Genomic DNA, 25,770 nt, shown 5'->3' on the forward strand with positions numbered 1-25,770 from the left:
TTCTCCCGCAAGCGGGCGTTGCTCTTCCTTCTCCCGCAAGCGGGCGTTGCTCTTCCTTCTCCCGCAAGCGGGAGAAGGTGCCCGCAGGGCGGATGAGGGCAGAACGCGAGCACCGCCGCCTGCCATCCACCCGCACCACCGGCCCACCTACATCGAGACCTCCATGCTGCGTACCACTCTTGCTCCCCTGGTTCTGGCCCTGGCGCTCGCGCTTCCCGTCGCCGCTGCCACACCCGAGCCCTGGCCCGCCTTCGGCACGCAGGGCACGCAGTTCGTGCGCGACGGCAAGCCGTATCAAGTGCTCTCCGGCGCCATCCATTTCCAGCGCATTCCGCGCGCCTACTGGAAAGACCGCCTGCAAAAAGCGCGTGCCCTGGGCTTGAACACCGTAGAGACCTACGTGTTCTGGAACCTGGTGGAACCGCAGCAAGGCCAGTTCGATTTTTCCGGCAACAACGATGTGGCCGCGTTCGTGCGCGAAGCCGCCGCGCAGGGCCTCAACGTCATCCTGCGGCCCGGCCCTTACGCCTGCGCAGAGTGGGAAGCCGGCGGCTACCCGGCCTGGTTGTTCGGCAAGGGCAATATTCGCGTCCGCAGCCGCGATCCGCGCTTTCTCGCCGCCAGCCAGTCCTATCTGGATGCGTTGGCCAAACAGGTGCAGCCGCTACTCAACCACAACGGCGGGCCGATCATCGCCGTGCAGGTCGAGAACGAATACGGCTCCTATGCCGACGATCACGCCTACATGGCCGACAACCGCGCCATGTACGTCAAAGCTGGCTTCGACAAGGCCTTGCTGTTCACGTCCGATGGCGCCGACATGCTCGCCAACGGCACCTTGCCCGACACCCTGGCGGTGGTGAACTTCGCACCCGGCGAGGCCAAGAGCGCATTCGACAAACTGATCAAGTTCCGCCCCGATCAACCGCGCATGGTCGGCGAATACTGGGCCGGGTGGTTCGACCATTGGGGCAAGCCGCACGCCGCCACCGATGCCAGGCAACAGGCCGAGGAGTTCGAGTGGATCCTGCGCCAGGGCCACTCGGCCAATCTCTACATGTTCATCGGCGGCACCAGTTTCGGCTTCATGAATGGCGCCAATTTCCAGAACAATCCCAGCGACCACTACGCGCCGCAGACCACCAGTTACGACTACGACGCCATCCTCGACGAAGCCGGCCACCCCACGCCCAAATTCGCGTTGATGCGCGATGCCATCGCCCGCGTGACCGGCGTGCAACCGCCCGCATTACCGGCACCGATCGCCACCGCCACGCTGCCGGCCACGCCGCTGCGCGAATCGGCCTCGCTCTGGGACAACCTGCCCGCGCCGATCGCCATCGACACCCCGCAGCCGATGGAACAGTTCGGCCAGGATTATGGCTACATCCTCTACCGCACCACGGTCACTGGCCCGCGCAAGGGCCCGCTGTATCTGGGCGACGTGCGCGATGTGGCACGCGTGTACGTGGATCAACGGCCGGTCGGCAGCGTTGAGCGGCGTTTGCAGCAGGTGTCGCTCGAGGTGGAGATTCCTGCAGGCCAGCACACCCTGGATGTGCTGGTCGAAAACAGCGGCCGCATCAACTACGGCACGCGCATGGCCGACGGCCGCGCCGGGCTGGTGGACCCGGTGCTACTGGACAACCAGCAGCTCACCGGCTGGCAGGCCTTCCCGCTGCCGATGCGCACGCCCGACAGCATCCGCGGCTGGACCCGCAAGGCAGTGCAAGGCCCGGCGTTTCACCGCGGCGCCCTGCGCATCGGCACGCCGACCGACACCTATCTGGACATGCGCGCCTTCGGCAAGGGCTTTGCCTGGGCCAACGGCGTCAACCTGGGCCGCCATTGGAACATCGGCCCGCAGACCGCGCTGTATTTCCCCGCGCCGTTCCAGCGCAAGGGTGACAACACGGTGGTGGTCTTCGACCTGGACGATGTCGCCACCCCCAGCGTGCGCGGCCTGAAGCAGCAGGTGTGGCTCACGCCGAAAGAGTGAGTCTTGCAAGGCGGCTGCAGACGCGTGCTCGCTCGCACAGCCGCCATCAGGTCGTGGACGCAGGGGCTACGGCAGCCGCCTGTTCGCGGATGCGTGCTGCCTGGACTTCGGTCGCCAGCAGCGTGCCGCGCACATGGGTGGTGTGCTGACGGGCCTGTTTCATGCAGAACCGGGCGAACCCTGCAACACCTTCTTGCGGCACGATCGCGTTCGAGGTCAGCACCCGGATCAGGCGCTGCTGCAAACCGGGCATCCTGGCGGCGGCGCGCGCCTGACTTCGCACATCTGGGCTCGCCAGTTCCTGCTCGGCCATCTCCAGTTCCTGCAGCATCAGGCTGATCGCGCGCTGTTGGGTGGCGTCGCGCGTGCGCACCTGGTGCAATTGCGCCAGTAAACGTTCCGAAGCCTGATCGACCGTCGCCACCGGCGTTTGGTCATGAGAATGCGGATCATCGTGCACGTCGGGCTGCGGAAGGTCCGCCTGCGCGCTGAGCTTGGCGTCGAGATACTTCTTTTGCAGTTCGAGGCAGCATTGCATGTAGGCAATCTGCGACTTCACCGAGCCGGGCGTTTGCAGCCACTGCGCAAGCGCGGTTTCGGTCAGCACCGCGCTGTGCTTGGCATGGCTGCGCATCGCCTTGCCTCGCGCCTCCTGCGGCTTGCCGGTCAATACCGCGCGTCCATAGTTCGCTGCAGCGCGCAGGGCTGCATTGATGCGCCGACCCAGCGGCGCCGCCGGTGCCGATCGACCCGAGCCCTTGCCCTGATCCGTCGAGCGCGGCTTGGCCGGATGCAATTTCTGCAGGTCGTCGGCACCGGCCTGCACAAACGCGTCCAGCGCCTTTTCCTGCCCGTCGATGCAGGCGTAGAGCGCGCTCCGCAACTCGAATCCATGGTGGGGCACCACGTCATCTGCTGCTGTTGCGCCCGACCTGTCGGCAGTCGAAGCGGCGGGTTCCGGCATTGCCGGTTGCGCATCACCTGCGGCAGAGGCGCCTTGGCGATGCTTCGGCTCCAGGCCGGGATCGGGTTCTGCAACGATATCGTCTTCATCGCTCCCCTCCGCTTCCTCCGCCACTGGCGTCAGTGCAACGTCCACCGCGGTTGGCGGCAACTGGTCGGCGACGTTGGGCGCTTCCCGGGATGGCGCACCCTCCGCCTCGCGTGCAGGCAACAGATCCGCCACCGCCAGCAGCGCGCGATCGACGCCGGGCATGTCCTCGGTCTGGTACCTGCGATAGCGCTTCTGCTTGCCGTGCGCCAGCAGGAACTGATGGCTGCCGACCCCCATCGTGGCCGCACCGAGCAGGCCTGCGCCGATGATCAGGCCGGTGCCCACCGGGGCGGCCACCGTGGCGCCGGCAACGACGGCCGCGCTGACGCCGACCTTGGTCAACGTACTGGCGGTGTAGGTGACTCCACCCACGACAAAGCCCTTGTTCCACTGGTTGAACCGATGCGCAAAGCGGTCGTACTTGCCCAACTTGGTGTTCACAAAGTGCTGGTAGCGCTGTGCGCCAGGACTGAGTTCGCCAGGTTCGAGATCTTGCAGGAAGCGCTGGACCCTGCCGACATCCACGGCAACACGCGTCCTTTCCCGACGCGACTGGTGCAGGAAGGTGCCCCCCAATGCGGTGGCCGCCACGCTCGCCAACGGCGCGAGGACGAAGCTGCCGGCGATGCCCGCCGCAGAGGCCGCACCTGCGGCCGCGGCACTGTGGCCCACCAGGCCCGCCGCATTTGCGCTCTTGCTGGCGATTGCCAGCCCGCCCTGGATGCCGAGTTCGCTCGCTGCCTTGGTGAAGATCACCCCGGCCGAGGCCATGGAGGTTGCGGCAATGGCGCCGTCCCGCGTATTTCGCCGCTGCAGGTAGGCGTTGGTCTCGATCGCCTCGCCCAGTGCATGCGCGTAAGCATTGGCAGCGCCTGCCGGCGCTGTCGTGCCCAAGGCGGATTGCAGTGTCGCCTGCTCCGCGCGCAGGCGGCGTTCCTGCTGCCGCAAGTGCGTGCGCTGCTCGGCAACTTCGCGGGTTTCCTTGTACGCGGCATAGATCGCAAGACTCGACAGCGGCAGCATCGCGCCGCTGATACCCAGGCTCATCGCCAGATCGAATGTGCCTGCCGGCGCGCCTTCCTCGGCAAGGGCGTGCAGGACGCCGTCCTCCGCTGCATGCCCAACCACGTGCGGATCCGCCGGATGCCCGGCGTCGGCGTGTGGCCCATGGTGCCCTTCAGGCGTCGGCGCATGCGGGGCATCTGCAGCGTGCGGCTGTGCGGGATGTGCGCTCTGCGGTGGGTGTGGCAGGTGGTGGCCATCCGGTGCCGCTGCATGCTCGGCCGGTGAGTGCTCGGGTGGATGCGCCGAGTCCCCAGCGTCCGCGGACTGCTCAGGTTCGCCGCGGCGGGGAATGTCGTTGATCAATTCGGCCGTTTTGTCCGCGGTTCCATGCAAGGGGTCGGCCACGTACTTGGCGACCACGAAGACGTCATAGGCGGTCTCCGCTTCGGCAACCCGGGCATTGGCATCTCCGTGGTGCGCTTGTCGCTCGCTCTCATCGCGGCGTGTGCGTCTGGGCAGTGGCCGGGTCTGCAGCACTTTCAACCCAAGTGGCCAACCCTGTCGATCTTGCGGCGATTCCGCTGCGGGCGGCGTTTCAACGGCCGCAGAATCGCCTGTGACAAGGTGCTGTGCAGTGGATCGTTGGACACGCATGAGCAAACTCCAACCGGTGCGAAGCGGCGATGGTGCGCCTGTCCTCTCCAGCCAGTCTTGTTGCGACGAACACGCGATTCCGTAAACGAACTCTCCGGCCCAACCACGCGTCGCGCAATTTATCCCGGAGAAAGCCGGCCATTGGGTAGCTTCACGCCGGATGGGCAAGATGCAAGACGTTGCACCGATGGCCTGGCGGAGTTGCTACTGCGCCACACAGGCGCGGGCACGGATCCTGCTGTTGATCCGCCGCGTTCTTGCACAACGCCCCCGGCCCGGTTGCGCAATCAGAAATAACCGCCGGAACAGTTTTCTGCCGATGGCGCTTTAGACCTGGCCGCAGCCGCCGTTATCAGAACGTCCGGTGCCGCTGCGCCGCCCGCATACCGTCGAGGTATCGGACGGCACAGATTCCAGGCAATATCACCGGCTGACTCCGTTACGGATGCGCTTGCTTGCGACGTAGACGGCTTGATTGCAGGTTCCAGGAGCGTTGCATGTCGTCGTCCACCGTTGCACAAGAGTCCGTTCCCGCCGTTGCCGAGCACACCCAGAACGCCTTCGCCGAGCAGATCCACAGCAAACCCATGGGCAGTGCCGAAGCCGCACACCTGATGACGTTCCTGTGCCAGACCGAATCGGCCAAGAAGCCACAAACGCTGCTGCCGCCGCAAGCGCGCGACGAGAACGCGGCCTGAGCGAGGTATTTGCACAGGCAAGCATGGCGACAGCCGTGACGCTGTCGCCATGGGCGGTTACTTTGCAGTGTCGAACGAGGTGAGCACGGTGAGCAGACTGTTCAGAGTGTCTGCGGCACCGCCTTGCGCAACGTTCTCGACATCTGCCGCGCAAGCGCCGGTATCGACACCGTAGGTCTGCATCACGCCTTGGTTGTTGGCCGCCTGCGCCAAGGGGGTTTGCTGCTGTTGTGCAGCGAGGGCATTCTGAAACAGGATGCCGGCCGAATGGGCCACGCTTTGGTAAATCGAACCCATCGCAAACGCTGGCGCTTCGCCAACGACCTTGACGTTGGCCTGGGTGACGGCATCGGTGATCTGCGGATTGACTGTGGTTGGAAAAGCCATCAATGCACTCCTGAGTGAATGGATGCACGGCGGTCTGCGTTGTGCCGTCCCAGCGGCGCTAACAACGCATCGCGGTCATATCCCCGCAACGCCCCGCTGACAAACCGCCACACCACGCTCGCGATGCCATCCCGATAGCGGCCGGCCTGCGCGCAACTCGACCCTCGCATCGCCACGCTTCAGCGCACGTCGCAACATCTGTGTGATCGTGCGCGCGTGCGCATAGTCGCGTCCAGTCAGGCCAAGTGCCGCCAGCCAGTAGAGGCCGACGCAGAGCGGCCACATCGCTATACGTCTGGCAGTGCAATTCGACCAAGCCGCCCGAAGGACGGACCACGTGGTATTTAAGAGATAATAAAAAGGTCTTTCAAACTTCGCACAGGACCGGACCACGATGCATCCGCCACGCCTGCTGAGCCGCCTCGTTGCGAGCCTTGCTGCAAGCCTGGGTGTAGTTGCTGCCCAAGCCCAATCGCCTGCGTCGCCGCCCTCGCCGATCGTGCTCAGCGAGTTCATCGCCGACCCGGCTCCTACCCCGCAAGCACACGCGTCCACCTTGCTGGAAACGCGCGGTGGTCGCCTGTTGGCCGCCTGGTTCGGCGGCGAGCACGAAGGTGCGGCCGATGTCGGCATCTGGCTGGCTCAGCGCGGCGTGCAGCAATGGCAGACACCACGCCGCATTGCCGATGGCGCGCACGCAGGCGTGGATGGCGTTGCAGTGCCGGCATGGAATCCGGTGTTGTTCCAATCGACCACCGGGCCGGTGCAGCTGTACTACAAGCTCGGACCCACTCCGCGCCAATGGTGGGGGCTGCGTCTGCTTTCCACCGACGATGGCGCGCACTGGTCGCCACCGCAGCGGTTGCCTGACGGCATTCTCGGGCCGATCAAGAACAAGCCGGTGCAATTGCCGAACGGCCGCATCCTGGCGCCCAGCAGCAGCGAAGACCGCGGCTGGCGCGCGCACCTGGAATGGAGCGACGACGACGGCGCGCACTGGCAACGCGGCATGCCGCTCAACGATGCGAAGGCGATCGGTGCGATCCAGCCCAGCCTGCTGCTATATCCGGATGGCCGTCTGCAGGCATTGGGCCGCAGCCAGCAAAACAAGCTTTTCAGCACGTTCTCGCTCGATGGCGGCCTGCATTGGCAGCCCATGCACTTGCTGGACGTGGAAAACCCGAACTCGGGCACCGATGCGGTGATGCTGCGTGACGGCCGTGCGTTACTGGTCTACAACCCCGCCATTGCCGGCAAGGACTGGTGGGACGGCCGCGGTACCCTGGCCGTTGCCGTCTCCAACGATGGCGTGCACTGGCAACGCGTGCTGACGCTGGAAGACAGCGCCCATGATGAATTTTCTTATCCGGCTGTGATCCAGACCCGCGATGGGTTGGTGCATGTCAGCTACACCTGGAAGCGGCGACGGATCAAGCATGTGGTGCTCGATCCCACGCGGTTCGGCGCATGCAGCCCCTGCCAGGCGCCCGCCCCCGCAACGCTGTCTGAGCGCTGCACAACGGCATGCGGCCACGCGGCTGATCCTTCGCCATGATGACGATGGCTTCGCGCCTCGGGATTCGCCCATCGCGTTGCGTGCCAATCATCGTCATCGAGCGACAGCCAAGACGAGGAATGCGATGCGACGCGTCGATCAACCACGCCCGCCGGGCACGCCTTTCGGACTGCGGGAGCAGACTACGTCCAATGCGGATGCGCCCGCGCGCACTGCCCCACCCGCACACCCCGCGCCCGAGCGCCCTACCGGCATGCTCGGCGGACTGACCAGATATGTGCCTGGCGACCGGTCCGGGCGACCGCCAGCAATGCCTGCCGCTGCCGAGACCTCTCGCCGGCCAACCACCTCCGCCCGCCCGCTTCCCTACGGCGGATCCGGCAGCGCCGCGCGGATGAACGAGGCGGCTTTACATCCTTTGCGGACGCCTCAGTTGCCACAGCTCAGCGACATAGAACGCGCTCGCTTCCACTCCGTCACCACCGACTCGCAACACTTGCGGCCGGTGCGCCCCCGTATGCCACCAACCGAGGGCGCGTCACCCTTACGGCGCTCCACAGCGCTTCGCCCGTACCGCGACGTCCTGTCGCAATGGCAACGCCACTACAACGCAGATCGCAATCGCTGGCACAGCGCATGGCGCCAGGCCAACAGCAACAACCCGCAGATCGAGACACGCACAGGCCGGGCGCTGAAGGCGACAGCCGACCTGCTGGAGGACGCAACCCAACCGGGTCGGGTCGCGCTGGAGCTGCGCTCAGTTCCGCTGCCGCAATTTCCCGACCAGGCATTCCGTCTTTCGCATCTGCAGCACATGACGATCGACGCGGCAGGGTTGATGGAGCTCCCGGACGCCATGCAGCAATTTGCGGGTCTGGAAACACTCACGCTGGCGCGCAATCCGATTCGCTCGCTACCGGCATCCATCGCAAGCCTCAGCCGATTACGCGAGCTCTCCATCCGCTCCTGCCCGGAATTGACGGAACTTCCCGAACCCCTGGCAAGCACCGATGCATCCGGCGAGCACCAGGGCTTGGTCAACCTGCAGAGCCTACGGCTGGAACGGACCGGGATCAGATCGCTTCCGGCGTCCATCGCCAACCTGCAAAATCTGAAAAGCCTGAAGATACGCAACTGCCCGCTGTCCGCCCTTGGCCCGGCCATCCATCACCTGCCAAAGTTGGAGGAGCTTGATTTGCGGGGCTGTACCGCGCTGCGCAACTATCCGCCGATTTTCGGCGGCCGTGCGCCACTGAAGCGACTGATTCTGAAAGACTGCAGCAACCTGCTCACGCTGCCACTGGACATTCACCGCCTGACGCAGCTGGAAAAACTCGATCTGCGAGGTTGCGTCAACCTTTCCAGACTGCCCTCGTTGATCGCCCAATTACCTGCCAATTGCATCATCCTGGTGCCGCCGCATCTCCAAGCGCAGCTCGACCAGCATCGTCCAGTTGCGCGCCCCGCCGAACCAGGGCGGACCGGACCGACCACCCCAGCTCTCTCGCCCTCTGCTGCCGGCGACCGCGCCGGGCCATCCTCTTCGGCGACCGCCAGCGAACTGCTTCGTACCGCTGCGCTCGAACGCATCGAACACACCGCACAGGCCATGCTGAGCACGGTCATCGATGAAGAAAGAAATCCCTTTCTGGAAGGTGCTCCATCCTATCTCCCAGGAAGACGCCCTGCCGACGCCACCACCTTCGGCCAAGTTCCGGCATTGCGGGACATGCTGGCAGAAAGCAGGGATCTTGAGTTCCTGCAACGGGTAAGCGACATGGCAGGCCCATCCCCCAGAATCGAAGACCCGAGCGAGGAAGGCCTCGCCCGCCACTACACGAACGTCAGCAACTGGAAGGCGCAGAAGAGCGCGCACCTGGGCATCGTCGATCATCTCGGGCAGTTCGTTTATCACGAAGGAAGCCCGCTCGACGTAGCGACATTGGCCAAGGCAGTGCAGATGTGGAAGACCCGTGAGCTAATCGTCCACGCACACCCGCAAGACCGCGCGCGCTTTCCCGAGCTCGCTGTGCACATTCCCGAGCAGGTCAGCGACGACTCTGATAGCGAACAGCAGACAAGCCCGGAACCTTCAGGCCATCAGTAGAGAGCCAACGCGACAGGCGCAGCAGCCCATCGAGCATCGCCCTCAGCGTGCCTGCGCAACGCGGGCAGCGCCTCCCTGGCGAACGGGGCGTTGCGCGCGTCTCACGCCTGTTGCAACGCGTCTACCATCCGTTGTACCCGCGCGGTATCGGTCCGTTGGTAGTCGCCGCCCAGATCGCGGATATACGGGTGCGGCGACGGTACCTGGGCGGCGATCACGCCACGCGCCGACGCATGGAATTCGTGGGCGCCGGTGTGCTGCCGCAGGGTGCGGATGTTGTGCTCGGAAAGCCCGGCACCGGGCATGATGCCGATGCGCCCGGCTGCCTGCCGCACCAACGCGGCAATGGTGTCGATTCCCTCCAGCGCACTCGCACGTGCACCCGAGGTCAGCACCCGCTCGCACCCCAGCGCGATCGCATCCTCCAGCACACGCGACGGATCGGCACTGACATCGATCGCACGATGAAACGTCACCCCCAACGGCCCTGCTGCCTGCATCAACACGCGCATTGTCGCCAGATCGACCTGCCCATGCCGGTCCAGCGCGCCAAGGACCACGCCATCGCAACCAAGCCGCACGCACTGCTCCACATCGCGGCGCATCACCTCGACTTCTGCGGCGTCGAACACGAAGTCGCCCACGCGCGGACGAATCAGCACATACAACGGAATCCGCAAACGCTCGCGCACCACCGCCAACGTGCCGAACGATGGTGTCAGCCCACCGCCATCCAGCCCGCCGCACAGCTCCACGCGCATCGCACCGCCTGCTTGCGCGGCCAATGCCGAGGCCACCGAATCGGCAGCCACCTCCAACCCGAACGCGCTCATGCCGCCGGCTCGCTGGTGTAATGGCTCTGCCCAGGCACCAGCAGATCCTGCCGCTGCGCGTCGCACACCGCGTAACTGAAGCCCTTCTGGATCGCGAACGCGCCCACTTCGCCGCGCTTGTTCATTGCCAGAAAGCCGACCTGCAATGTGCGCGTCAGCTCCGGCTTGCGACGGATCAGCCGCATCACCACCTCGCGGCAGGCATCGGCCGGCGACTTGCCCTGCCGCATCATTTCCACCACCGCAAAACTGCCGACGTTGCGGATCACCTCCTCGCCCACACCAGTCGAGGTCGCACCGCCCACTTCGTTGTCCACGTACAGGCCCGCACCAATGATCGGGCTGTCGCCCACGCGGCCGTGCATTTTCCACGCCATGCCGCTGGTGGTGCATGCACCGGATAGATTGCCGTGCGTATCCAGCGCCAGCATGCCGATGGTGTCGTGATTGTCCTTGCCGCCGGGCAACTTGGCATCGCGCCAGGCACGATTTTCGACATTGGCTTCTGGCGAATACTTGGAAGTCTTCAACCACTCTTTCCAGGCCGCTTCGGAGCTTGGGGTCAACAGCTTAGTTTTCGGAAACCCCTGTTCGAAGGCGAATTGACGCGCACCATCGCCTACCAACATCACGTGCGGCGTTTTCTCCATCACCGCACGCGCCACCGAAATGGCGTGCACCACGTCTTCCAGCGATGCCACCGCGCCGCAATTGCCCAGGTGGTCCATGATGCAGGCGTCCAGGGTGACCCGGCCATCGCGGTCCGGATAACCGCCCAGGCCGACGGTGGGATTGCTCGGGTCCGCTTCCGGCACTCGCACGCCGGCCTCCACCGCATCCAGCGCAAGACCGCCGCTGCTGAGAATCTTCCAGGCTTCCTGATTGGCGGCAACGCCAAAATCCCAGGTGGAAATCACCCGCGCCGCTCCACGCGGCAGCGCCGTCGGCCGCGCGCCCGGCGTGGCGCCTGCCGCGGCTTGCGCGCGGGCGCCCCAGCCGGCCAACCCGGACGCAATCGCGCCCAGCGTGGCGCTCTTGAGGAAGTGACGACGTTGAAGCATGCGGATGACTCCATGACGGAAACGGGCGGCCGCGCAGTGCGGTACCAGCCTTCCATCATGCGACAGCATGACGTGCGGATAAACCTTCTTGCGGTGTTGTCGCATGCGGATCCGTGCACAACCCTTGCTTGGCTGGGCTAACCCTGTCTCGGCCGCTGCGCATCCGATGCATGGATGTGGCTGGCGGCAAGCGACGGACGATGTGGTGCGCAGCCACGCTTGGCTCAGGGCTGGAGCAGCGGACGAGCCAGCCTGGGCCTTCCCCTTCGTCGCCCAGCATCCGCGCTTCGCGCCAGCTCCGTCGGAGCGAGAGCCCCCTTGTCGTCAGACGGTTGGGAGTGAGGTCCGCTGCACCGCCGCAGCCCAGGCATGGCCGGCAAAAAAATTTTTCGACCGGTTAACCCCATTCACCGCACTCGCTCGTTTTACTGACAGAGGCGCAGTGCACGGCGACCTCGGGCTGTCCGGTTGTCCATCCATCCCACCTCGCCACGCAAAGGATTCCCATGTCACGTCACAGCCTGATTGCGCTCGCCTTGTTGCTGGGCGCCTGCTCGCACGAACCCACTGCACCGCCGCACGAACCATCACGCAGCGAGTCCGCACCACCACCCGCGCCAGCGCAGCCACCACAGACACCTGACCAGACCGACGCGCTTCCTGAAGTCAGGCCGCAAGCGCAGCTCGCAGCACCTGCCCCCGCGCATGCACTGCAAGCGCCATCGGCGCCTAGCCCGCCGTCGCCCCCCATCGAAGCGATGCCGGCCCCGGTCAGCGCCAGCCACCTGTCACGTCAGGCACCGGCAGCGATGCTGATGGCCCATCGCCCGGTTCTCGATAGCCGAATGCCGATGCCGCCAGTGGCACCCGCGCCTGCCCAAGACCGCGAGCGCTACCAACACATCGACGACAACGCCATCGTACAAGCCGCGCAACACCCGATCTCCACCTTCAGTATCGACGTCGACACCGGCAGCTACAGCAATGTGCGGCGGTTCCTCAACGCAGGCAGCCTGCCACCAGCGGATGCCGTCCGCGTGGAAGAATTGATCAACTATTTCCGCTACGACGACCCGGCGCCGACCAATGGCCAACCCTTCGCCGTGCGTACCGAACTGGCGACTACACCATGGAACAAGGACAGCCTGCTGCTGCGCGTAGGCATCGCCGGCCGCGACATCGCCACCGCCGATCTACCGCCCGCCAACCTGGTCTTTCTGGTCGACGTCTCCGGCTCGATGGACGCGCCGGACAAGCTGCCGTTACTGCAATCCTCGCTCAAGCTGCTGGTGCGCCAGCTGCGCGCGCAAGATCGCATCACGCTGGTGACTTACGCCGGCAACATATCGGTGGTGCTGCCGCCCACGCCGGGCGATCAGCAGGGGCGCATCGTCGAAGCCATCGATGCCTTGCAATCGGGCGGGTCCACCGCCGGCGCCAGCGGGATCGAGCTCGCCTACAAAGCCGCGCAGCAAGGCTATCTGCGTGGTGGCATCAATCGCATCCTGCTCGCCACCGATGGCGACTTCAATGTCGGCGTCACCAACTTCGATCAGCTCAAGGGCATGGTGGCCGAAAAGCGCCGCTCCGGTATCGCACTGTCCACGCTCGGCTTCGGTACCGGCAACTACAACGACAACCTGATGGAGCAGTTGGCCGATGCCGGCGACGGTGCCTACGCCTACATCGACACCGCGCTGGAAGCGCGCAAGGTCCTCACCCACGAGCTGGGCGCCACGCTGGCGACCATCGCGCGCGACGTCAAGATCCAGGTCGAATTCAATCCGAACACCGTCAAGGAATATCGCCTGATCGGCTACGAAAACCGTGCGCTGCGCGATGAGGACTTCAACAACGATCAGGTCGATGCGGGCGACATCGGCGCCGGCCATACCGTCACCGCCTTGTACGAAATCACCCCGGCCGACGGCACCGCATCGGTCGACCCGCTGCGCTACGCAAGCGCTGCACAGCCTACGCAGGCGCGGCCCCTCAACGGCGAGCTGGCGCACGTCAAACTGCGCTACAAGCGGCCCGATGCACAGCGCAGCCAGTTGCTGGACACGGTGGTACGCAGCAGTCAACGCAAGGCACTGAATGCCACCAGCGATGCCTTCCGTTTTTCTGCAGCGGTGGCCGGGTTCGGGCAGCGCCTGCGTGGCGGCAACCAGCTGCGGGGCTGGGATTACCCGCAGGTGCGCGCCCTGGCCGCCGGCAGCCTGGGCAGCGACCGTTTCGGCTATCGCGCCGACTTCCTGCAACTGGTGCAGCAGGCCGACGCACTGAGCACCCGGCCACTCGCCGACACCGACTGATGCGCGCAGCGCCTGCCTATACTGAGCGCATGCATCCTGCCGATCTTGCGCATCTTCCTGACGAGGAGCTCATGCTCCTCGTCGCCAATGGCTTTGTCGAACAACCGGCGACCGAATTGTTCAAGCGCCACAACCGCGCCTTGTTCAACTTCCTGGCCTGGTTGTGCGAAGGCAATCTGAGCGAGGCCGAAGACCTGGCGCAGAAAACCTGGGTCAAGCTGATGACCCGCTGTAGCGACTATCGCCCCGGGCAGGCCGCCTTCACCAGCTTTCTGTTCCAGATCGGCCGCAATGCCTGGCGCGACACCCGGCGCAGCGCATACCACGCCACCTCGGTGGCGCTGGACGATGTGCATCTGCAGTTGCCCGACGACGATCTGAGCGCCGAGCGCCTGGCCATGCTCGGCCAGCAACAACATCGCGTGCGTGCCGCACTGATGGCACTGCCGGATGCGCAACGGGAAGTGGTGGTGCTGCGCTTCTTCGCCGAGCTGGGCGTCGAAGAGATCGCGCATGTGATCGGCGAAGGCTTCGAGACGGTCAAGAGCCGGCTGCGCTACGCCTTCGCAAAGCTGCGCGTGAGCCTGGAGGCCGCGCCGTGAGCACGTCCTTCGATCGTTTCCTTGCCGGGCATGATGGCCTTGCTGCCTTGCTGCGTGCGCTGCCGCTGCATGCCCCGCCCGCGTCGATGGATGCCTGGTTTGCACACGCCGCGCAAGAGGCAGAAGCCGAGCGCGCTGCAGCGACCGCGACACAGGACACCTTGCAGTTTGAAGCGCCTGCCACCATGGCCAGCCTGTTTGCTGCCGCAGCAGCGCAAGCCGAACAGACGCAGGCTGCACAACGCGCGGCCGTGCAGGCACGTCTTGCGCAAGGCGACACCGCCGACCACACACTGGGCGCGCCATTGAGCGAGGCTGCACGCGAATGGATTGCGCAACAGATGCGCAATGCTGCCGATGCTGTGCCGGTCATGCCTGCTGCGCCTGCCGTGACAGGTACGTCGAACCCTGAATCGGTGGCTGGATCCGTGCCTGCAGCGGCCTCGGCTGGCACATCCAACCCAGTGCCGCTTTCCTCGCTCGCCGATGCCGGCAGATCTTCGGCTCAGGGAGCCGGCTCGATTCCGGATTCTTCTGACGCTCCCGCTTTTCATGCCGCTGCTGCTTCAACTTCGACGCAGGGTTCAACCCCGGCATCGGCTGCTTCGTCAACGCAAGCCCCTACACGGGCGCCATCGGGCATCGGCCCAGCGCCTGTTCGACGCAGTGCCCGACGCCTGCGCTGGATGCCGCCCTTGGCGCTCGCCGCGTCGGTCACGCTGGCCGTTGGCCTCGGCCTGCAATGGCAGGCCAGTCGACCGGTGCCGGATGCGCTCACACCGGCTGCGGCGATCCCTGCGGCAGCCGAATCAGGAAGAGTTCCCGCGCGCCCCGCTGCGGCAGACGGAGCAGATCGTGCCTCAGAAGGCAGCGTCCAAGATGTTGCGCAGCGACCTGCCTTCGCATCCGCCGACAAACCCACTTCCGCGCAGCAGGTGGAGAGGCAGCCGGCACCTTCGCTGCAGGAGCTCGCGCCAGCCGCCATGCCGGCCCCGGTCAGCGCGCCCCTGCCTGCACGTGTGGTGACGCCGCCAGCTTCCGCGCGCCCCACCGGGATGACGTCCACCCAACCGCCAATGGTGCCGGAGCCGACGCAAGACGATGCGCACGCCGCGATGGCGCCGCCCCCACCGCCTGCCCCCATCACCGCGAACAACGACGATGTACAGGCCAGTGGTGCGCCCGCGGTAGGCACGGATAACAGCGCACCTGCCCCGCGACCCACCGAGCGTGCGCCAGCGCCTGCGGCGCCCGCGGCGGCGGCGAAATTGCCGATGTTGCCGGTATTGCCGGCACCGTCGCAGGATCCATCGTTGCGGATCGAACGCATGGCCGCCAACGCACCTGCGACCACCGAGCTAGTGATATCGCGCAACACCTCGCGTGCCGCGCCAACAGCTGCACCTGCACCAAGACCGGAACCGCAGGCCGGCAAGCCGCAGCCCGGAGCATCACGCGACAGCTGGTCGTCCACCTCGGCCACCCGCATTGCGACACAGCAGGCACAGCAACAGCGCGAGACAGACACGCGCGAGCAGACACACCGCACTGTTTCACTGAAACTTTCCACATCACCAAGCGATTGGCTGGAGGACCGTGCTGCTTCCGGGAACACGCAGACACCGATAACGATCCGCATCATGGCTGCCACGCCGAGTGCATCGGCCGTGCAGACCTGGGCGGCGCAGTTGCGCAAGCAATTCAAACAACGTGGCCGGCCAACGCAGATCGAGCTTGCGCAAGACAGCACGCTAGCCGCCGATGAATTACGGCTTGAGCTCTCGAGCGCTGCGCCCTGAACCCGGCTCATCATCCACCGCGCCTTCGCCAGGCGTGCCGTCGTCGCGCAATCTGCTGGTGAGCACGTGATCGCGCCAGTGGCCATTCAACTGCAGATAGCGCCGCGCATAGCCTTCGATCTGAAAACCCAGCCGCCGCAGCACGCGCGCACTGCGCAGATTCTCCGGAACGTATTGCGCCATCACCCGGTGCAGGCCGAGCTGGCCGAAGGCAAAAGCGATCCCTTGCGTGGCTGCCCACTGGATCAAACCCCGTCCCTGCTGCGCCGCGTCCAGGCCATAGCCCATGTGGCACGCCTGGAAGGCGCCGCGCTGGATCTGGGTGAACCCGGTGGTGCCGATCACCTGCTCGCCCTGCAACAAGACCAGTTGCAACTCGCGCTCGCCAGGGATCGCGCCGCGGTATGCCATGCACAGACGGCGCCAGCCTTCGACGGTGTAGAACGCGGGCGGCCGCAGCGGCATCGCATCAGCCAGATGAGCGCGGTTGCGCGTGTGGTAGTCGGCCATTGCAGCCGGATCGACCACGGCCAGATCGCACAGCACCACGCCGTCGGCGCGGCGGATCGGCGCAAACAGCGGAGGACTCATGGCAGCCACGCCTCAATCACGCGTGTCATCTTGCTGCCAGGTGCATCCGGCTGATGCATACCGATCTCCGCAAGCCGTCTCCAAAGCAGGGCGTCATCCAGTGCGTGAGATGGAACGCCCGACAGTCAGCAACATCCTCCCTGTGCATCGCTCAGTGCGCGGCAGCCCCGCTGCACGGTGCCACTGCACCCGCCTGACGGCAAGCACAGCAGGTGGCCTCCCGCTCTCAGGCGGCAGCGACCGCGAGCGCCTGGCCGACCTGCGCTTCGATGGCGTCCAGGTTCGGCAACAGCGCGCTTTGCTCGCCCAGCAGCACGCGCATGTGCACACCGTCGGGCAGCGCATCTTCCGAGGCATCGGCCAGCAGGCCATCGCGCGGCACCGAAATCAGCTGCGGGAACGAGGCGGTCAGCAGCGCGAAATACGGCAATGCCGGGTTGCCACCCAGCGCCTTCAACACGATGACCTTGTTGTTGACCGCGGTGGGTTCATCGCCCATGCCGCTGAGGCGCGCGAACGACAGCAGCGGCACCTTCCAGCCGTACCAGTCGATGCGCCCGACCACCCAGCGCGGCATGTCGGGCAGCGGCTCGACCGCCACCCGCGACATCACCTCGGCCACCGTTGCGTTCGGCAGCAGCACGCGCTCGCTACCGGCCTGGATCAGGACGCCGCGGATTTCGTCGTTATTGGCGTAGCTCATCGCATGATTCCGATTCGAATGGGAGCGCCCGGCTTATGCCGGCCAACGCTGCGCCAGCGCCTGCGCCAACTGCGCAGGGTCGCCGGTCAGAATGCCTTGCCGCGCCAGACGCGCGGCGGCGGCCGGGTCGTAACAGCCGTCGGTGGATTGCCCGGCCAACCAGCCGCCTTGCTCGGCCAATGCCAGCGATGCCTCCACCAGCGCCTCGTTGGCACCGCTGAGCATCAGCACCGCACTGTCGGCCGGCGGCAGCGCGGCGATCAGCCCGGCCGGATCGGCCGGTGCCACGAACGCCAGCGCGCCGGCATGCTGTTGCACGCCGACCTCGTCGGAGAGCACATACACCTTGCCTGGTGCGACCACCTGCCCCGCTTCACCCAGTTCGACCGGCAACGCAGACACGCGCCCCATCTGCCGCACCAGGTTGCCGTACTGGCCGCCATCCAGGGTCATGCGCACCAGCACCGCACGCGGGAATTCCGGCGGCAAGGCGGCCAGCAGGCGACGGATCGCATCCGGCCCACCGATGCCAGCGACGACCAGCACAGCGCCGGTGACGCTGCCGCTGTGCTCCAGATCCACCAGCGACAAGCCGCCGGTGGACAGGGCCGCCACATCGGGTTCGGCGCGCGGGCGCACCACCACGGCCACCTCGTCCACCAGGCCCCAGGTACTGGAATCGCCCAGCGCCAGCCCCGGCTTTTCCACAGCGGCCGATGCCGCCTCCTGCATGGAGGCATGCGCGAACAAGGCATCGCCGGGCACGCTGTCGAACGCGTGCGCGGCCGCTTCCAGGTGTTGATCCAGCTGCAGGTCCGAATGCTGCTGCGGTACCAGCGTCAGGCCGGGCTCGGGCTGCAGCGAGGGCTCGCTTTCGGTGCCCGGCGGCAGCACGTCGGCGTGGCCGTGCAGCTTGGCGGCCAGATGGCGCACCCAGCGCTGCGCTTCCCAGCCCTCGCGGCGCACCGTCAGTTCGGCCTCGTCGAAGATCACGGTGACGCCGGGCATGTTGAAGGCCGGCTCCAGCGCTTCGAGCGCGTCTTCGATCGACGGCTCGAGTGCGACCAGCACGGCCACCGGCTCGGCGTCGCGCAGCATCTGCACGTCGACCGCCGCTGGCTCGTCTTCCAGCACCACCTGCGCGCCGGCCAGGCCAAGCGCCTCGCGCAGGCGCTCGCGCGCCTGACCGGGACGACCCAGCAAAGCAACCGGAGTTCCCATTGCGCCATTAGTCTCGGACACGGGCGATCCCCAGCAGGTCATACACGTTTCGCATCAGATCCAACTCTTGGTAAGGCTTGCCCAGGTAACGCTGCACGCCGATCTCGAAGGCGCGCTGGCGATGCTTCTCGCCACTGCGCGAGGTGATCATCACGATCGGCACCGCCTTGAAGCGCGGGTCGGCCCGCATCGCGGTGGCCAGCTCGTAGCCGTCCATGCGCGGCATTTCGATATCCAGCAGCATCAGGTCGGGCACGCGCTCTTCGAGCAGTTCCAGCGCCTCGACACCGTCGCGTGCGGTCGTGACGTCCAGGTTGTGGCGTTCCAGCACACGGCTGGTGACCTTGCGCATGGTCAGCGAATCGTCGACCACCATCACCAATGGCACCTGGCGCTGTGCTTCGGCCTGTGTTTCCAGCGACGGCCGCGCCGGCTGGGCCAGGAAACGACGCACCAGCGGGGCGACGTCCAGGATCACCACCACGCGGCCATCGCCGGTGATGGTGGCGCCGTAGATGCCCGGCACCGAGGCGATCTGAAGGCCCACCGGCTTGACCACGACTTCGCGATTGCCCAGCACCTGATCGATGGCCACCGCGGCACGCAGGTCGCCCGCACGCACCAACAGCAACGGCACCTGCGCCTGGCCATCGGCACGCGCGGCGGCCTGGCCGACCAACGAGCCGAGGTCGTGCAGCACGTACTCTTCGCCGGCGTAGTGATACCCGCCCTCGCCCGACTCGTAACGGGCGCGCGAGATGCGGCCGATACCGCTGACCGAGCCCACCGGCACCGCGAACGTCGTTTCGCCGATGCGCACGAACACCGCCTGGGTGACCGCAAGCGTTTGCGGCAGACGCAAGGTGAAGGTGGCGCCCTGCCCGCGTACCGAGTGGATATCCACCGAGCCGCCGAGCTGACGCACTTCGTTGCGCACTACGTCCATGCCCACGCCACGGCCGGCCAACTGGCTGACCTGCTCGGAGGTGCTGAAGCCGGAAGCGAAAATCAGGTTATCGAGTTCGGCCTCGCTCAGCTCCTGGCCCGGTTCGATCAGGCCGCGCTCCTCGCCACGGCGACGGATCGCCTCGCGATCCAGCCCGGCGCCGTCGTCGGCCACTTCCAGCACGATTTCCGAGCCTTCGCGGCGCAGACGGATCGCAATGCTGCCTTCTTCCGGCTTGCCTGCGTCGCGGCGTTGCTCGGGCGTTTCCAGCCCGTGCGCCACCGAGTTGCGCAGCATGTGTTCCAGCGGCGCGACCATGCGATCGAGCACGTTGCGATCCAGTTCGCCTTGGGTGCCTTCCAGCACCAGGTGCACCTGCTTGCCGGTGTCGCTGGCTGCCTGACGCACCACACGACGCAAACGCGGCACCAGACCGTCGAACGGCACCATGCGCGCGCGCATCAGGCCGTCCTGCAGCTCCGAACTGACGCGCGACTGCTGTTGCAGCAAGCCGTCGTACTGACGCGACAGATCTTCCAGCACACCCTGCAAGCCGCCCAAGTCGGCTGCCGATTCGTTCAGCGCACGGCTGAGCTGCTGCAAGGTGGAGAAGCGGTCCAGTTCCAGCGGATCGAAGGTGCGATCGCCCTGGTCCTGTTCGCGCTGATAACGCGCCACGATCTGCGCTTCGGTTTCCAGATCCAGACGTCGCAACTGGTCGCGCAGACGGGCGTTGGTGCGATCCAGTTCGCCCATGGCGCCGCGGAACGCGCCCAGCTGCTGCTCCAGGCGCGAGCGGTAGATCGCCACTTCGCCGGCGTGGTTGACCAGGCGGTCGAGCAGGTCGGCGCGCACGCGCACCTGCTCCTGCTGCACGCGCGGCAGGAAGTCTTCTTCGGCCTGGCCTTCCACCGGAACCGGGGCGGACAGCGGCGCCGGTTCCACCGACGCCTTGGCGATCGCGCGGACATCTGCGTCGCTAGGCGGTGCGGCATTGCGGCCACGGGTACGGGTTTCGAAGGCTTCCACCAGATCGGTCGGCATCGTCACCGCACGGTGCATGCCGGTGCGGGTCAGCAACTGATGCAGGCGGTCGAAGCCACGCTCGAACAGACGCACGTCGTCGCGATCGATGTCGGTGCGGTTGGCCGCCACGGCTTCGAGCAGCGATTCGATTGCATGCCCCAGATCGCCGATGGCGTTGATGCCGGCCATGCGCGCACCGCCCTTGAGCGTGTGCAGATCGCGCTGCAGTCCATTGAGGACATCGCGGTCTCCCGGCACTTCGCGCATGCGGGCGATCAGGCCGTCGCAATGGTCCAGCAGGTCGCGACCTTCTTCGACGAAGATGTCGACCAGCTCGCCGTCGAGTTGATCGAAGTTCAGCGGGCCGGCATCGAATGCCGCGCCGATATCGTTGCTGGCCGCACCGGCACGCGCCGCATCTTCGACTGGGGCGCTGAACGCAGCGGTGGTGGTGTCTTCCGGCTCGTCGGCGCTGCGGTCGGTTGCGTGCTGATCTGCGGAGTCGTCGGCATGCTGATCGGCACCGGCGTGGTCGCTGGCTTGCGTTGGTTCCGCGTGCGCGGCGTGTCCTGCGCTTTCGAACTGATCTGCGTGCGCGGCATGATCGGCGTGATCGGCCACGGCAAACGCATCGACTGCGGCCTGCTCATCGGCCTGCGCCGCGTCGTCGGAGGTGACAGCCTGCGTGTCGTGCAGCTCCGGCGCGGTATCCGATTGCGGATCGCCGGTCTCTTCCACCTGATCGGCCGCATGCGCCATTTCGAATGCCTGCACCGATTCGACAGTGTGATCGGGCAGGACGTCGGCACCGGCCTGTGCGGCGTCAACTCGGTCGGCGTCTGCATGCTCGGCATCGGAATGCGCCGCTTCGGTCTGCTCGGCAGCCACATGCTCGGCGTCGGAATGCTGCGCTTCGGTATGCGTGGCTTCGGCGTCCAGGTGTTCGGCCGCGTGCTCTGCGTCGCTGGCATGTTCGTCGGAATGCGCGTGCGTTTGCAGCTGCTCACCGGCGTCGACGTACTGGTCAGACGGCACTTGCTCGTGGACGTGCGGCTGCGCATCGGCAGGCGCGTCATCGCCCGAATCCATCTGCTGATTCGAAGATGGTTGCGCTTCCAGCTCTGCATGCTCGCCCAGCTGCGCGGCTTCTTCCAGCGGTTGCTGTTCGCCCGCATACGGCTCGCCGGCATGCGGCAACGCTGCCTCGCCGTGCTGCGCCGCCTGGTCTACCGACTGCTCGCCCGCGTATTCCTGCGTGTCGGCATGGCCAGACTGATCGGACGACACGCTGTCCAGCGCTGCGGTTTCCGGGGTCCAGTCTTCCGCGGTCGTTGCATTGGCGTCATCAGCCAACGCTGCGTCGGCGTGCACGGCCTCCAGCGCTTCGATGCTCTCGACCGCCTCGTCAGCGCCTGCTGCAACTTGCTCGTCGTGCGCGGGCGCCTGCTGTGCCTGCCCGTCCACTGCCTGCTCGGCATCGGCTGCAGCCAGCGTCTGCGCATCGCCCAAGGCAGCTTCCGCATCGGCCAGCTCATCTACCGCAATGCTGTCGGCGTGCGTGCTGGTGGCGTCGGCGTCGTGCTCGCCGGACACACGCTCAGCAGATGCCTCACTGGGCACCTCTGCCGCGTGCTCGCCGGAAGCGTGATCGTGCGGTGCGGTCTGCGCATGCTGCAGTTCAGTGGCATCCCAGGCCTCGGCTTCAACCAGCGGCTCGTCGGCCGGCAGGTCGTGTGCGTCGATGCCCTGCGATGCGGCCCGGTCTGCCCCTTCGGCTGGCGCAGCATCGTCGTGCAGCGCATCGGCAAGCTCGGAATCACCAACCGGTACCAGCGCGTCGTCGCTCGATGCAGGCACGGACTCGGCAGAGGCGTGGACATCTTCGTGCACGGCGGCATGACCGGCATCGTCGACCGCATGCGGTGCAGGCGCGTCCAGTGCGAGTGCCGACTCATGCTCGGCTTCGGCTTCGGCCAGCTCGTCCACGGCAATCGGCGCATCGTCCGGCTGCGGCTGCGCGTCTTCGGCATCTTGCGCCGATGCGGGGGCGTCGGACGGTAGCGCGCCGGCATCCAGGTACTGCGACAAATCCTGCGCACCGGTCAGTTCGACCGAGGCATCGCTGCCGTCTACCGTGGCGCTCGGGGCGTCGACATCGTCCAACTCGTCCAGGAACACCTGCGGCGGCCACTGCGCTTCCGGCAAGCTGTCCACCAGCGTGCGCAAGCGCTCGGTCAACGGTGCGAACGACGGAATCAACGGCGCATCGGCACGCAGCGCGGTCACCGTGGTGGCAATCGCAGCAGCGGTGGCGGTGAGTGCTTCGAGCCCTTCCGCCGACGGTGTGACCGAGGCGGCCAGCAAGCGCTTGACGTAGCTTTCGGCCGGCGTCGTCACCAAGGTGATTTCCGGCACGTCGGTCATCGCGAACGCGCCACTCATCGTGTGCACGGCGCGCAGCACGTCTTCGGTCGCCAACTGCGGCTCGGCCTGGCTGGCGTGCAGCCACCCGTTCACCGTGTCCAGATGCGTGGCGACCTCGGCTTCCAGGATCTCGCGCAGCACGCTGTCCACCGAAGCCGGCGTTCCGCCGCTGGCGACAAACACGCCTGCGGCTGCCGCCGGAATCGCCACGGCCTCGGCCACCGGTGCCGCGGCTGCGGGCACGTAATAGACCTCTTCGCCAGCAGCAACGCGCTCGGCAATGCCCTGGATTTCAGGCAGATCGGCGCTGATGCGGCCCTGGTCGCGCAGCGCGGCGTTGAATTGCGGCAACACCTCGTAGGCCAGTTCGACCATCGACACGACCGCCGGGCTGGCCGGCCGCGAATTATCGAGCACGCGGTTGAGCATGCTCTCGATCTTCCAGCTGAACTCGCCGAGCACGCTGGCGCCAACCAGACGCCCACTGCCCTTCAGGGTGTGGAAGACGCGGCGGATCGGGCGCAGGGCTTCCGGGTTGGTGGGCGCGGCGCGCCACACCGGCAACAGCTGCCCCAGGTTGATCAACTCTTCGTCGAATTCTTCCAGGAACACGTCGCGGATATCGTCGTCGATATCGCTGTCGCCGAAGCCGCCGAAAATGCCGGCATCGGCGGCCTCCTGAGCGCGTTCGCTGGACACCGGTTCAGAGCTTGCCTGCACGGTGTGCGCATCGGCGGCCGGTGCCGGCGCCTGCGGGCGCTCCACGTCGAACTGCGCGGCGGCTGCATCGAGCTGGGCCAGAAACGCAGCGGAGGCGTCGTCCAGCTCGAATTCGCTGACCACTGCCTGTTGCACGCGCGGGGCAACCGGCCAGGATGCCGCTTCGGACGGGACGTCCTGCGGCTCCTGCACCGGCTCGACGAACGGGTCGTCCAATTCCTGCGGCGGACTCGGCGGCGGCGAGAAGGCGTCTTCGATGCTGGTCTGCGCGCGACGCGTTGCGTTCTCGGCGATGAACTCCAACGGCGCTTCGGTCTGATCGGCATCGCCCGGCAGGTCGATCTGCTCGATCTGCAGCGGCGCGTCCTCGGCAGGCACCGGCTCGGCGGCGTGCTCCTGCTCCAGCGCGCTCAGATCCACCGTGTAGCTGACCTGCGCGACCTCGTTGCCATCCTGCTCGGCCGACACCGGGTCGAACGCAGAGGTGGCGATCGGCGCGGCCTGCTCCGTGGTTTCCAGATGCCAGTCGCCAGGTACCTGCGCGCCGTCGTCCGAAAGATCCAGCGGCGCCACGGTGAACGGCACATGCGACTGGCCGGACACGGTTTCTTCGGCGGCGACCGGGTCGAAGGAGAACACCGTATCGGTCGCGGCAGCGCCGGTGTCGTGCACCACGCTGGCAGCGAACGGCGTCTCGACGACGGTTTCGTTCGCCCATTCCAGCGACGGCAAAGACGCATCGTTGGCGGCCTGCGGCGTGTCGGCGTGCTGCAACGGCGGGGCGGCCACCGGCTGCGGCTCGGCCGCGCTGCCCGGCTGGTCCGTGCCGACCGGCAAATCGGACGGCTGGCCCGACGGCAGCGGCCAGTAACGCAACGTTTCCAGGCTGTTGCGGGTGATATCCAGAATCTCTTCGCGGCCGGGACGGCGCTCGCGCAGGGCTTCCAGGTAGTACTCCAGGCTGGCCATCGCATCGGCCAGGGTATCCAGCTGGCGTCCGCTGGGCACGCGCTGCTTGCCGATCAATTCCAGATCGACGTAGCGACGCACGCCTTCCAGATAATCGGCGGCCTGCGGCAGCTCGAGAATGCGCAACGCACCGCCGACTTCGCCGAGCAGGTGCGGCACCTCGGCCAGACGCGCGTGGTCCCAGTTGGTTTCGATGAAGGCGACGAAATGTTCGCGCGCCGCACCGAAGTTGGCGATCGCCTCCTGCGCCAGCACATCGACCGTGCGGCGTACTTCCGAGGAGTTGGCACTGTTGCTGACTTCGGTACCGTCGCCCGGGTCGGCGCCCAGGCTGGCGACCTGATCGTCCAGCGAGGCATCCACGTACAGCAGCGCGCCGGCAATATCCAGCAGCACGCTTTCGTCCATCTGGGTCTGGCCATCGACCACACGCGCCAACGCATCGCGCTGCTGCACGACGACGCTGCGCGCCACGCCCAGGCCCATCATGCCGAGGGTGTCGGCAACGCTGCCCAGATCGTTGACCTGGGTCTGCAGCTCGCCGATCTCGCCGCCGGTGCGCAGATGCAGGTCCAGCGCGTCTTTCACGCGCAGCAATTCTTCCTTGACCGCATTGCCGACGGTGTCGAGCAACTCGCGATTGCGCCCGCTCAGACTGCCGCGCGCATGATCCAGCTCGGCCTCGGTGGCAACACCGGCCTGCGGGTCGAACGCGAACAGCACGCTTTCGCTCAGACCCGGCTGGCCACGGGTGGCACGGATTTCATTGAGCAGCGGCAGCAACACGATCGGAATGTCGCGATGCCCGTTCTGCAAGCGCTCCAGGTAATCGGGCAGCAGCACGGTGCCGCGCATCAGCATCGCGCAGGCCTCATCGCGGTCGGCGACCTCCCCTGCCTGCACGGCCTGGGCCAGCAGCTCGAGCTCTTCGGCCACCATCGCCGGCGCATACAACTCGACCATGCGCAGCGTGCCCTGCACCTGGTGCAGGTAGCCGGCGCAGAACCGCATCCGACTGGTGTCGGACGGTTCTTCGGCAAAGTACTCGATCTCGTTGCGCGCCTGGCGCAACGTCTCGTCCAGCTCTGGCTTGACCCAGCCCAGTGCGGCGTGACTCATCGCATCGCGAAGCGCGCTCAT

Annotated in this window: 14 protein-coding genes and 1 pseudogene; 7 read left to right on the forward strand and 8 right to left on the reverse strand. The window is 66.4% G+C overall.

Features of this window, described 5'->3' with window-relative positions:
* The first annotated feature begins 163 nt into the window (after window positions 1–163).
* Window positions 164–1,999, forward strand: a complete 1,836-nt coding sequence (locus HLH45_RS19590; protein WP_008572050.1) for a glycoside hydrolase family 35 protein — start codon at window positions 164–166, stop codon at window positions 1,997–1,999.
* 46 nt (window positions 2,000–2,045) lie between these two features.
* Here the strand turns inward: HLH45_RS19590 and xopK are convergent, their stop codons facing one another.
* Window positions 2,046–4,712 (reverse strand): type III secretion system effector XopK, encoded by a 2,667-nt coding sequence (xopK, locus tag HLH45_RS19595; RefSeq protein ID WP_267884169.1) that lies wholly within the window; start codon window positions 4,710–4,712, stop codon window positions 2,046–2,048.
* A 497-nt stretch (window positions 4,713–5,209) separates the two neighbouring features.
* Between xopK and HLH45_RS19600 the strand changes: the two genes are divergently transcribed.
* Window positions 5,210–5,410 carry a hypothetical protein gene (locus HLH45_RS19600; protein ID WP_008572048.1) on the forward strand — a complete coding sequence of 67 codons (201 nt, stop codon included), beginning with the start codon at window positions 5,210–5,212 and terminating at the stop codon, window positions 5,408–5,410.
* A gap of 57 nt (window positions 5,411–5,467) precedes the next feature.
* On the opposite strand, the gene HLH45_RS19605 is transcribed toward HLH45_RS19600, so the two are convergent.
* Window positions 5,468–5,797: a RebB family R body protein gene (locus HLH45_RS19605; protein ID WP_008572047.1), complete on the reverse strand. Its 330-nt coding sequence runs from the start codon at window positions 5,795–5,797 to the stop codon at window positions 5,468–5,470.
* Between the two features lie 394 nt (window positions 5,798–6,191).
* On the opposite strand from HLH45_RS19605, the gene HLH45_RS19610 reads away from it, so the two are divergent.
* Window positions 6,192–7,352, forward strand: coding sequence for a sialidase family protein (locus HLH45_RS19610; protein WP_008572046.1), 1,161 nt, complete (start codon window positions 6,192–6,194; stop codon window positions 7,350–7,352).
* A gap of 355 nt (window positions 7,353–7,707) precedes the next feature.
* Window positions 7,708–9,420, forward strand: a complete 1,713-nt coding sequence (gene xopL, locus HLH45_RS19615) for a type III secretion system leucine-rich repeat domain-containing effector XopL (RefSeq protein ID WP_033478615.1) — start codon at window positions 7,708–7,710, stop codon at window positions 9,418–9,420.
* Window positions 9,421–9,521: 101 nt separating this feature from the next.
* Here xopL and HLH45_RS19620 read toward each other — a convergent pair whose 3' ends face one another.
* On the reverse strand, window positions 9,522–10,253 hold the full coding sequence (locus HLH45_RS19620; RefSeq protein ID WP_008572044.1) for a copper homeostasis protein CutC: 732 nt from the start codon (window positions 10,251–10,253) through the stop codon (window positions 9,522–9,524).
* Window positions 10,250–11,314 carry a glycosylasparaginase gene (locus HLH45_RS19625; RefSeq protein WP_011348236.1) on the reverse strand — a complete coding sequence of 355 codons (1,065 nt, stop codon included), beginning with the start codon at window positions 11,312–11,314 and terminating at the stop codon, window positions 10,250–10,252. Before HLH45_RS19625 ends, HLH45_RS19620 begins: the two co-directional genes overlap by 4 nt.
* A gap of 809 nt (window positions 11,315–12,123) precedes the next feature.
* Here HLH45_RS19625 and HLH45_RS19630 point away from each other — a divergent pair.
* From HLH45_RS19630 to HLH45_RS22105, 3 genes and pseudogenes are all read left to right on the forward strand, one after another.
* Complete coding sequence (locus tag HLH45_RS19630) at window positions 12,124–13,629, forward strand: vWA domain-containing protein (protein WP_008575171.1); 1,506 nt, start codon at window positions 12,124–12,126, stop codon at window positions 13,627–13,629.
* Between the two features lie 29 nt (window positions 13,630–13,658).
* Entirely contained in the window at window positions 13,659–14,231 is a 573-nt protein-coding gene (locus tag HLH45_RS19635) for a sigma-70 family RNA polymerase sigma factor (RefSeq protein ID WP_033478940.1), read from the forward strand.
* A gap of 1,582 nt (window positions 14,232–15,813) precedes the next feature.
* Window positions 15,814–16,030, forward strand: a pseudogene (locus HLH45_RS22105) (hypothetical protein).
* Here HLH45_RS22105 and HLH45_RS19645 read toward each other — a convergent pair.
* The 4 genes from HLH45_RS19645 to HLH45_RS19660 all read right to left on the reverse strand — a co-directional run bounded on the left by HLH45_RS19645 (window position 15,998) and on the right by HLH45_RS19660 (window position 25,770).
* Window positions 15,998–16,621 (reverse strand): GNAT family N-acetyltransferase, encoded by a 624-nt coding sequence (locus HLH45_RS19645; RefSeq protein WP_008575175.1) that lies wholly within the window; start codon window positions 16,619–16,621, stop codon window positions 15,998–16,000. The pseudogene HLH45_RS22105 and the gene HLH45_RS19645 overlap by 33 nt on opposite strands.
* Window positions 16,622–16,847: 226 nt before the next feature.
* A complete protein-coding gene (locus tag HLH45_RS19650; protein WP_008575177.1) occupies window positions 16,848–17,324 on the reverse strand; it encodes a chemotaxis protein CheW in 477 nt (158 codons plus the stop codon).
* Between the two features lie 33 nt (window positions 17,325–17,357).
* Entirely contained in the window at window positions 17,358–18,545 is a 1,188-nt protein-coding gene (locus HLH45_RS19655) for a chemotaxis protein CheB (protein ID WP_008575178.1), read from the reverse strand.
* 7 nt (window positions 18,546–18,552) lie between these two features.
* Window positions 18,553–25,770: a hybrid sensor histidine kinase/response regulator gene (locus tag HLH45_RS19660; protein WP_008575179.1), complete on the reverse strand. Its 7,218-nt coding sequence runs from the start codon at window positions 25,768–25,770 to the stop codon at window positions 18,553–18,555.

The sequence above is a fragment of the Xanthomonas euvesicatoria genome, from assembly GCF_013112235.1.
In the GTDB taxonomy this organism is placed as follows: Bacteria; Pseudomonadota; Gammaproteobacteria; order Xanthomonadales; family Xanthomonadaceae; genus Xanthomonas; species Xanthomonas euvesicatoria.

Coding starts and splice junctions, on each gene's coding strand:
- xopK (WP_267884169.1), bottom strand. CDS start 4,712: ATGCGTGTCCAACGATCCACTGCACAGCACCTTGTCACAGGCGATTCT.
- HLH45_RS19650 (WP_008575177.1), bottom strand. CDS start 17,324: ATGAGCTACGCCAATAACGACGAAATCCGCGGCGTCCTGATCCAGGCC.
- HLH45_RS19635 (WP_033478940.1), top strand. CDS start 13,659: ATGCATCCTGCCGATCTTGCGCATCTTCCTGACGAGGAGCTCATGCTC.
- HLH45_RS19630 (WP_008575171.1), top strand. CDS start 12,124: ATGCTGATGGCCCATCGCCCGGTTCTCGATAGCCGAATGCCGATGCCG.
- HLH45_RS19590 (WP_008572050.1), top strand. CDS start 164: ATGCTGCGTACCACTCTTGCTCCCCTGGTTCTGGCCCTGGCGCTCGCG.
- HLH45_RS19600 (WP_008572048.1), top strand. CDS start 5,210: ATGTCGTCGTCCACCGTTGCACAAGAGTCCGTTCCCGCCGTTGCCGAG.
- HLH45_RS19610 (WP_008572046.1), top strand. CDS start 6,192: ATGCATCCGCCACGCCTGCTGAGCCGCCTCGTTGCGAGCCTTGCTGCA.
- HLH45_RS19660 (WP_008575179.1), bottom strand. CDS start 25,770: ATGAGCGCGCTTCGCGATGCGATGAGTCACGCCGCACTGGGCTGGGTC.
- HLH45_RS19655 (WP_008575178.1), bottom strand. CDS start 18,545: ATGGGAACTCCGGTTGCTTTGCTGGGTCGTCCCGGTCAGGCGCGCGAG.
- HLH45_RS19620 (WP_008572044.1), bottom strand. CDS start 10,253: ATGAGCGCGTTCGGGTTGGAGGTGGCTGCCGATTCGGTGGCCTCGGCA.
- xopL (WP_033478615.1), top strand. CDS start 7,708: ATGAACGAGGCGGCTTTACATCCTTTGCGGACGCCTCAGTTGCCACAG.
- HLH45_RS19605 (WP_008572047.1), bottom strand. CDS start 5,797: ATGGCTTTTCCAACCACAGTCAATCCGCAGATCACCGATGCCGTCACC.
- HLH45_RS19625 (WP_011348236.1), bottom strand. CDS start 11,314: ATGCTTCAACGTCGTCACTTCCTCAAGAGCGCCACGCTGGGCGCGATT.
- HLH45_RS19645 (WP_008575175.1), bottom strand. CDS start 16,621: ATGAGTCCTCCGCTGTTTGCGCCGATCCGCCGCGCCGACGGCGTGGTG.